The organism is Klebsiella sp. w6 (assembly GCF_033100215.1).
In the GTDB taxonomy this organism is placed as follows: domain Bacteria; phylum Pseudomonadota; class Gammaproteobacteria; order Enterobacterales; family Enterobacteriaceae; genus Klebsiella; species Klebsiella variicola.
On the sequence record NZ_CP136907.1, the window covers coordinates 5560771 to 5568271 of the forward strand.

The 7501-nt window shown below is 57.1% G+C and carries 8 protein-coding genes; all 8 read right to left on the reverse strand.

Annotated features, from left to right (window positions below; translation table 11 throughout):
- Nucleotides 1–256: 256 nt before the first annotated feature.
- The 8 genes from yidZ to rpmH all read right to left on the reverse strand — a co-directional run bounded on the left by yidZ (nt 257) and on the right by rpmH (nt 6880).
- Complete coding sequence (gene yidZ / locus R0140_RS27005) at nt 257–1216, reverse strand: HTH-type transcriptional regulator YidZ (protein ID WP_004151541.1); 960 nt, start codon at nt 1214–1216, stop codon at nt 257–259.
- Nucleotides 1191–2369 carry an MFS transporter gene (locus R0140_RS27010; protein WP_032741492.1) on the reverse strand — a complete coding sequence of 393 codons (1179 nt, stop codon included), beginning with the start codon at nt 2367–2369 and terminating at the stop codon, nt 1191–1193. The genes yidZ and R0140_RS27010 overlap by 26 nt, the downstream gene beginning before the upstream one ends.
- Before the next feature lie 99 nt (nt 2370–2468).
- Nucleotides 2469–2888 carry a GNAT family N-acetyltransferase gene (locus R0140_RS27015; protein WP_012969248.1) on the reverse strand — a complete coding sequence of 140 codons (420 nt, stop codon included), beginning with the start codon at nt 2886–2888 and terminating at the stop codon, nt 2469–2471.
- Between the two features lie 119 nt (nt 2889–3007).
- Complete coding sequence (gene mnmE, locus R0140_RS27020; protein ID WP_032741488.1) at nt 3008–4372, reverse strand: tRNA uridine-5-carboxymethylaminomethyl(34) synthesis GTPase MnmE; 1365 nt, start codon at nt 4370–4372, stop codon at nt 3008–3010.
- A 122-nt stretch (nt 4373–4494) separates the two neighbouring features.
- Nucleotides 4495–6141, reverse strand: a complete 1647-nt coding sequence (gene yidC / locus R0140_RS27025) for a membrane protein insertase YidC (RefSeq protein ID WP_012967005.1) — start codon at nt 6139–6141, stop codon at nt 4495–4497.
- Between the two features lie 2 nt (nt 6142–6143).
- Nucleotides 6144–6401: a membrane protein insertion efficiency factor YidD gene (gene yidD, locus R0140_RS27030; protein WP_004151536.1), complete on the reverse strand. Its 258-nt coding sequence runs from the start codon at nt 6399–6401 to the stop codon at nt 6144–6146.
- Complete coding sequence (rnpA, locus tag R0140_RS27035; RefSeq protein ID WP_004151535.1) at nt 6365–6724, reverse strand: ribonuclease P protein component; 360 nt, start codon at nt 6722–6724, stop codon at nt 6365–6367. Before rnpA ends, yidD begins: the two co-directional genes overlap by 37 nt.
- Nucleotides 6725–6739: 15 nt before the next feature.
- On the reverse strand, nt 6740–6880 hold the full coding sequence (rpmH, locus tag R0140_RS27040) for a 50S ribosomal protein L34 (RefSeq protein ID WP_000831330.1): 141 nt from the start codon (nt 6878–6880) through the stop codon (nt 6740–6742).
- Nucleotides 6881–7501 lie beyond the last annotated feature (621 nt).

The window sequence follows — 7501 nt, forward strand, 5'->3', positions numbered from 1 at the left end:
ATTCAGGGAGTAGGCGTGCGGATTGATGACAGGCCGCTGACAAACGTGTCGATAGCGGCTCCCCGGTACTAAGTATCCCTCTTGCAAAATGCGTTGCCATACGTCGCTCCGTGAGTAATGGTCTGGATAAAATTGCGGGCGCTATTATCGCCTGGTATTAACAGGTTTTAATGCCGAAATCCCCCCTTGAAAAGGGAATTTGTTTGAATTTTACAAATTCTTGCGCAAATAAGGGGCGATAGACACGAAACAAGGCTTACAGCGTACCGGAATAGAGTGCTTTCAGCGTATCTCTAAGCCAGACGAGCTTCGGGTTGTAGCTGTTGCGCTTATGCCATAGCAGGGTGAAGGGAACGCGCAGCTTTTCCAGATGCTGCGCCTCCAGCGGTAGCGGCCGGGAGACTAGCGGCAGCTGGTGCTGCTGATTATAGTGCTGGCAGTAGCGCGGCGCGGTAGCCAGCATGGTGTGTTGCGGTTGAGCGGCCATAAAAAGCGATTGTTCAAACCCTGGCACGGTCAGCGCCACGTTACGCTTATACCCCAGCTCCTGCAGCACATCGTCCAGCGCCCAGGTATCGCGTTGTTCCCAGCAGATAGTGATATGCGGATAGCGTAAGAATGCCGCCAGATCCCACTCTTCCCTGAGCGCTGGATGATCGGCGCGCAGCCAGACCTGCGGCAGGTCGGTGAACAGTACCTCAAAATCGATATACCACGGCAGCAGGCTCAGCAGCTCCCGCGACTGTGGATGGCTTTCACGCCCGCAGAAGCCGATATCCACCTCGCCGCGAATGATGGCGTCCAGCGAGTCGTAGTCCCAGTTGCGCAAACGAATCAATGCCTGCGGATAGCGCTGATAGATGCGCTGGGAGAGGGTATTAAACAGGATCATCAGCAGCGGCGTTTCCGCCGCCAGCTCGAATTTGAGGCCGCTGGGCATGGTGTGGTGTGGTTTATCGAGGATCTGGTTGCCCATCTGCATCCAGTCCGCCAGATCCTGCTCCATGCTGCTGACCAGCGGCGTAGGCGCCAGACCCAGCGGGGTTTTCACAAACAGCGGGTCGTCAAACCAGGCGCGCAGTTTGGCCAGCGACTTGCTCACCGCTGACGGCGAAACGTTCATCCGCTTCGCCGTACGGGTAACGCTGAGCTCCTGGGTCAGGAGCTGCAGGCAGAGGAGTAAATTAAGATCAAGACTCGACAGCGGCTTCTTCATCGTATTGCGCAACCCGCGGCGGGGTGACGACCAGTAATAAAACAAGGCTCACTATGCTACAGGCAATGAGTATCCCGATCAGCATATTCATTGCGCTGAGTCCGATGATGGCGGCGAGCCAAATCCACAGCGATGAACCGCACACCTGCGCGATGCCGAGGACCGAACTGGCGACGCCCGCGCGCAGCGTGAACGGCCCCAGCGCCTGGCTCATTGCGACGCCGAATCCAACGGAGAAGCCGGCGCAAATCATGCCCAACCCGATCAGGGTGAGGGTCTGGCGGGTGGCGAGGCTCAGCGCCAGGCCTGCCGCCAGGAACAGTACCTGCGAAGTCAGCATTAAGGTGCGGGGGGTAAACAGCGACAGGGCGAACGGCGTCGAGAAGGAGACCGCCATGCTGATCATCGCCATCAGGGCCATCGCCATTGAGTAAGTTCCCCGATCGAACCCCATCTCTTCCATCATCAGAACCGGAGAGACGTTCACGTAGGTCAGGATCGCCGTCACGCTGAGGGTGGTAATGAGAATGCGGCTGAGAAAAAAGCGGTTCAGCAGCGACTCACTGCCGCCATGCTGCGGTGTCGCAGTCTGCGGAGGTGCCGTCGGGCGCGTCTCGCGCAGGATAAAGACCGACAGCAAACCGACCATGACGCCCATGCCGGTCATGGTGTAGAACAGGCTCTGCCACGGATATTTCAGCATAATCAGGTGGCCAAGCACCGGCGCCAGGACGGGGATAATGCAGGTAATGCCGTTGAGCAACGACAGCACCTTGGCGCGGCGGCGATCGTCCAGCGTATCGCGCAGGATAGCGAAAGCCACCACGTAGCAGCTGCCGGCGCCGATCCCCTGGATAAAGCGTCCGACGAGGAAGTGGCTGCTGGCGTGCGCCTGGGCGCAGAGCAGGGAGGCGACAACAAAGATCACCGCGCCCACAATGGCGACAGGCTTACGTCCTGACCGGTCGGCGATGCGACCAGCAAACAGCATCGCGGAAGCCATACCGGCCAGATAGACTGAAAAGGCAATATGTAATTGTGCCTCGCTGGCCCCCAGGTCCTGAGCAATACGCGGCAGGCCGACCAGATACATATCGATGCCAGAGGGATAGAGCAGAACCAGGGCGAAACTGCAGAGAAGAAAGTGTGTCATGGGATCCTCGCGATGTGAATGGCGTTCAGCATAGTGAGGAACGCGCCACAAGACGAGTTGCCATTTGGACAACGCTCTTTTCCTGGCAGGAAACGCGAGTTAACGACTCCGGGTTCGCCAGACGCGGGCCATCCCTTCGCTTTCCGGCCGAACGCTTTCAAAGCCGAACTTCGCATACAGCTCCGGCACATCCGCCACCAGCGTAACGTAGGCCCCGTCAAAGGCGTTAGCGTCCAGCCAGGCGATCAGCTTCTCCATCACCAGCCGGCCAAGGCCTTTCCCCTGGTGAGCCGGATCGACGGCGACGTCAACAATATCGAAATTAATCGCGCCGTCGCCGACGATGCGTCCCATCGCGATCGGCGTCTCCTGCCAGAGGATATGTACGCCATAACAGCTATGCGGCAGTCCGGCTCTGGCGCCTTCCAGGGGGCGCGGCGACATGCCTGCCGCCACTCGCAGGTGGCAAAACGCTTCGGCGGAGGGCACCTTCTCGATCACGGTATATTCAACGGTCATGCTTTAGTCTCGTGGTAAAAGGGGAGATAAAAGTAGAGAACGTTGCGCCGCAAAGGGCAAGAAAAAACCCGCATTAACGCGGCGTTAATGCGGGTGAGTGAACGTTTACGGACTAAACGTTATTTGCCGATACAGAAGCTGGAGAAGATGCGGCCCAGCAGGTCGTCGGAGGTGAACTCCCCGGTGATCTCGCTCAGCGCCTGCTGCGCGAGGCGCAGCTCTTCCGCCAGCAGCTCCCCGGCCCAGGCGCCCAGCAGCTGGGCTTTGCCCTGCTGCAGATGGTTCGCCGCCTCTTCCAGCGCCTGCAGGTGACGGCGGCGGGCGAGGAAGCCGCCTTCCATGCTGGTATCGAAGCCCATGCTCTGCTTAAGGTGGTTCCGCAGCACCTCCACGCCTTCGCCGGTTCGCGCCGACAGGCGGATCAGTGAGTGGCCATTGACTTCGCTGAGACCCAGCGCTTCGCCAGTGACGTCGGCTTTATTGCGCACCACGGTAATCGGCAGTTTAGCGGGCAGGCGCTCGATAAAGTCCGGCCAGATCTCCGCCGGATCAACGGCGCTGGTGGTGGTGCCGTCGACCATAAACAGCACCCGATCCGCCTGCTCAATCTCCTGCCAGGCGCGCTCGATGCCGATACGCTCCACTTCGTCACTGGCGTCGCGCAGGCCCGCGGTATCGATGATATGCAGCGGCATGCCGTCGATATGGATATGCTCGCGCAGCACGTCGCGGGTGGTGCCCGCAATGTCGGTGACGATCGCCGCTTCGCGGCCCGCCAGGGCGTTGAGCAGGCTCGATTTACCGGCATTAGGTCGCCCGGCGATCACCACTTTCATCCCTTCGCGCAGCAGACTGCCCTGGCGAGCTTCCGCGCGGACGGCGTCGAGGTCGGCCATCACGCCGTTCAGCTGGGCTTCAATTTTGCCGTCGGAGAGGAAATCAATTTCTTCATCCGGGAAATCGATCGCCGCTTCCACGTAGATGCGCAGGTAAGTGAGCGCTTCCACGAGGTGGTTAACCCGCGCAGAGAAGGCCCCTTGCAAGGAGTTCAACGCCGAGCGCGCCGCCTGTTCTGAACTGGCGTCGATGAGGTCGGCGATGGCTTCTGCCTGCGCCAGGTCGAGCTTGTCGTTGAGGAACGCGCGCTCGGAAAACTCGCCCGGCCTGGCGATGCGTACGCCGGGCAACGTCAGAATACGTTTGAGCAGCAGATCGAGAATGACCGGGCCGCCGTGGCCCTGCAGCTCAAGCACATCTTCGCCGGTAAAGGAGTTCGGCCCGGGGAACCACAGCGCAATCCCCTGATCCAGCGGCGTACCGTCAACGTCGTTGAACGGCAGATAGTCGGCATAGCGCGGCTTCGGCAGCTTGCCGAGTACCGCCTGCGCGACATCGCGCGCCTTAAGGCCGGAGATACGCAGGATGCCCACCCCACCGCGTCCCGGAGGGGTTGCCTGGGCGACGATAGTGTCGTTATGGCTCATGGTGACTCTCTATGTAGATGTAAAAAAGGCGGTCCATTGACCGCCTTCTCTGGCATTAACGTTACCGTAACTACTCTAAATTATCCAAGTCGCAGATGCGTTGGCTTGAAGAATGAAGAGTATCAGGATTTCTTCTTCTCGCGGCTATGCAGGCCACGCTTCTCCAGACCACGGTAAATCAGCTGCTGCTGAATAATGGTCACCAGGTTGCTGACGATGTAGTACACCACCAGGCCAGACGGGAACCACAGGAAGAACACCGTGAAGATGACCGGCATAAAGGTCATGATCTTCTGCTGCATCGGGTCGGTCACGGTGGTTGGCGACATCTTCTGGATGAAGAACATGGTCGCGCCCATGATGATCGGCAGGATGTAGTACGGGTCTTGTGCAGACAGGTCGTGGATCCACAGGATAAACGGCGCATGACGCAGTTCAACCGAGGCGCTCAGCATGTAGTACAGCGCAAGGAAGATCGGCATCTGAATAATCAGCGGGAAGCAGCCACCCAGTGGGTTCACTTTTTCCGCTTTATACAGCGCCATCATCTCCTGGCTTTGACGTTGTTTATCGTCGCCCAGACGCTCACGCATGGCCTGAATCTTCGGCTGCAGCATACGCATCTTCGCCATGGAGGTGTACTGCGCTTTGGTCAGCGGGTACATGATGCCACGAACGATAAAGGTGATAACGATGATCGAGAAGCCCCAGTTGCCGAGGAAGCTGTGGATGAATTTCAGCAGCTTAAACAGCGGTTGGGAGATGAACCACAGCCAGCCGTAGTCGACGGTCAGATCCAGGTGCGGCGCAACGGCAGCCATTTTGTCCTGAATAGCCGGGCCGACCCACAGCACGCTCTGCAGTTTGTCGGTTTGACCAGGCTGCACCAGTACCGGCTGCGATTTGTAGCCAATAGCCACAATGCCGTTGCCGAGGTTAGCGGTGTAGAAGTTATTCGTTCCATTATTCTGCGGCACCCACGCGGTGGTGAAGTACTGCTGCAGCATGGCAACCCAACCGTTCTTGGTGCTGACGTTCAGGTTTTCGTTGTCCAGAATGGTATCGAATTTATATTTTTCGTATTTCGTATCTGAAGTCGAGAACGCTGCGCCACGGAAAGTATGCATCGTGGACAGGCCGCCGGTCTGCGTATCGCGACTGGTCGGCAGCGCCGCGGTCTGCTTCAACTGACCGAAGGTCGAGACTTCCAGAGGCTTCTCGCTGGCGTTCTGCACGCTATAACCCACGTTCACCGCATAGCCGCCACGTTTCAGGGTGAAGGTTTTGGTGAAGACGTTGCCGGCTTTGTCGGTGTAGGTCAGCGGAATGACGATTTCATCCTGGCCATCTGCCAGCACAAACGCCTCTTTATCGACGTTGTACAGCGGACGCGGGCCATTCGCCGGGTTATCCGGACCATCACGACCGGTTAAGCCGCTCTGCGCCTGGTAGACAAACTGCGGCGTGGTTTCCAGTAACTGGAACGGTTCGGTCGACTTCAGCGTTTTTGGATACGCCAGAAGCAGCGCCTGCTCAATATCGCCACCGTTGGTGTTGATAGTCAGTTCAAGCACGTCGGTTTTAACCGTAATCAGTTTCCCCTGGCCACTGGCCGGTACGCCCTGGTCGGCGGCGCTACCCGCTGCTGTGGTCGTAGTCTGCGTGGTCTGCTGCTGGGGCTGCGGATTTTTGTCCTGCTCCCAGGCTTGCCAGATCATGAAAGACACGAACAACAAAGCGATGATAAGAAGATTGCGTTGCGAATCCATCGTTAGTGTTCTCTGGTATCAAATGGTCCAGGCGGGACGGGATCGTCACCACCAGGGTGTAAAGGGTGGCATTTTAATACGCGTTTCATTGTCAACCAACTGCCTTTTATCACACCAAACCTGCGTAAGGCCTCAATTCCGTATTGAGAACAGGTTGGGGTAAAACGACAATGCGGCCCGAGTAGCGGACTAATCAGGCGCTGATAAACTCTAATCAGGCCGATCAGGACCCGCGAGCCAGGCGACAATGGCGGCGCCATAATTTTTCCAACGCTTCCGAGAGAGCACGGTTATCGAGGTCGGCAACCCCTCTTTTCGCCACCACCACGAAATCCATTGGCGGGAGTTCATGTTGACGCAAACGAAAACTTTCACGCGTCAGACGTTTAATCCGATTGCGTTCATGTGCGCGTTTCACGTTTTTCTTGGCGACGGTGAGACCGATGCGGGGATGCCCCAGCGAATTCAGGCGGCCGAGGATGGTGATTTGCGGCGTGCCAGCCCGTTGTGGCTGCTGGAAGACGAAAGTGAAATGACTGGGAGTTAACAAGCGTAACTCCCTGGGAAATGCGAGCTTAACCACGCAGGGTTAGCTTTATTACTTGGAAACGGTCAGACGAGCGCGGCCTTTAGCACGACGACGTGCCAGAACCTGACGACCATTTTTAGTAGCCATACGAGCACGGAAGCCGTGAGAACGGTTGCGCTTCAGTACAGACGGTTGAAAAGTGCGTTTCATGGCGATTTCTACCTAAACTTGAATAAATTCACTGACTTTTGCGTAGACCCGAACGAACTTCGAACGACTTACGCCTCAGCGTGGGTGATTAAAGAGGCCGGATTGTAATAATTGTACACTCCGGAGTCAATTCTCTTTCCTTATTTCTCGCACCTTGTCGCACAAAAAATAAGCTGAGACGCGTGACGAAAACGGGCATTACGCGCCGGGTGGGGGATTATACGGCCTGGCCAGTAAAGCGCAAGGATCCTGAAGGATCTTTGTTAGATCGTTTCCGCCCAAAACCAGCATAGCTCATTAATTTTTCCAATATGCGGCGGAAATCGTGCTTCACTCTCCCCAGGATCGATTACACTTACCCGGTTTCGATCCTTCCTGTGGATAAATCGGGAAGAATCTGTTGAGAAACACAAGATCTCTTTCTCAGTTTAGGCTATGATCCCCGGTCCCGATCGCGATCCACGGATCCGCAACGGGTAATAACCGCAGATAGCGGTTCGCACGTCACCCCTTTTGTGCAGGGGCTTTTCGGCTAATGCAGGGTCTTGTCGACGTGTGCCAACAATCATGATTGTTTCTGTTTTTCTTTGATATCGATTTTATGTTCGAGTGGAGTCCGCC